This is a genomic window from Paenibacillus chibensis (genome assembly GCF_004001045.1).
Taxonomy (GTDB): Bacteria; Bacillota; Bacilli; order Paenibacillales; family Paenibacillaceae; genus Paenibacillus_AQ; species Paenibacillus_AQ chibensis.
The window spans coordinates 1-1,335 of record NZ_BIMK01000070.1 but is presented as its reverse complement, the minus strand read 5'-3'; the positions used below and the strand labels follow the sequence as shown (position 1 = coordinate 1,335).

General features: G+C 53.0%; 1 protein-coding gene. It reads right to left on the bottom strand.

The features are described 5' to 3' along the window. On the bottom strand, window positions 1–1,323 hold a 1,323-nt coding region (locus PCH05_RS27055; RefSeq protein WP_127607823.1), incomplete at its 3' end, for an IS4 family transposase. Between the last annotated feature and the right edge of the window lie 12 nt (window positions 1,324–1,335).

Below are 1,335 nucleotides of genomic sequence, written 5' to 3'. Positions count from 1 at the left end.
GATGTAACTGGGCAAAACGGCAATCCATTGCTGGAGTTGACGCTGTATCAGAGCCGAAAGCTTTTTGCCGGCCTTCGTGGCAATTTCGTTGATGAGATCGAGCAATTGTTGTAAGGCAACCGCCCAATCGAGCGTACCGACTTCGTCGCATAGCAAATAAAACAAGCCTCCGAAGGAGCGCGCATCGGTGCTTTGCCGATGCTGCCAAGCCAGCAGGATGTAGCGCGAAAACACAAGCGTCGTATGGCTGATCAGCAAATCATAGGAGCGGCCTTGAAACTCTTTTTGCAAACGAAGCAGTGATTTGGTGCACTTGAAGAAGACCTCAATGTCCCAGCGAATCGCGTAGATGCGGATCACGTCCTCTACGGAAAGGGAAAGGTCTGTCGTCAAAATAGCGAGCCATTCATTCTTCTTCGTACGATGACGAACGAACACCACGCGAACCGGAATGTCTGGGGCAAGCTCGGTTCGAATGCAGCGGAGAATGCCACGCTTGTTGCTCACCACAGGAAACGCTGCCGCGTACAGTTCTTTGAGCGACAGCTTCCGGCCTTGAACCAGGAAACGCTTATTGTCATTCTTGACCATGCCGATCACGTCGAGCCCGCGGGCAATGACTTCGCCAATGAGAGGCGCATGCGTAAACCAGCTGTCCATCAAGACGTAGGAGGCGGTCGCCCCTGCTGCCAAAGCGCGATCCAGCATGGACGCAATGACCTGCGGAGCCGATCGGAGCGATTCCTGACGGCGCTTGTAGCCGTGCGATCGTTTGTCGATGTTCTCGCTCATGCCGTTGATGGCAGACTTGCTTGAACTGAGCAGCGCGAAGTCGAGCGGCAAGAAGGTATGCCCGTCGGACCAGCCCATGGTGAGCATACGAAATCCTTTGTAATAAGCGCCGGTGGCATGATCTTTGAATCGGGCGAGCAACTCAACAGCCTTGCTGCGATTGCGTTCGAACATCGAATCGTCAACGATGAAGACGGTGTCCCGGTCGACAGACGTAAGAGTGCTGACCTTCCGTACCGTGGCGACACTGAGTGATGTCAGAAAGCGACGCCAGGCAAAGCCGGCATGATTGAGGAAGCGATACACCGCATCTTTGCCGGGAAACGATTCTCCCTTGCTGCTCTCGAGCAGACGAAACCAGTTCTTTTGATGAAACAACAGGACAAAGACGAGTTGGAACAGTCGGGCACAGCTGAAACCAAATCGCTTGCGCAACCCAGCTTGTCGAAGATGTTTCATGACGTTCAGTTCTTGAAAAGCAGACTTTAATTCGTTTGGCAGTTGATTAAGATCGGGCTGATGGTCTATCATGATGGAAGACAC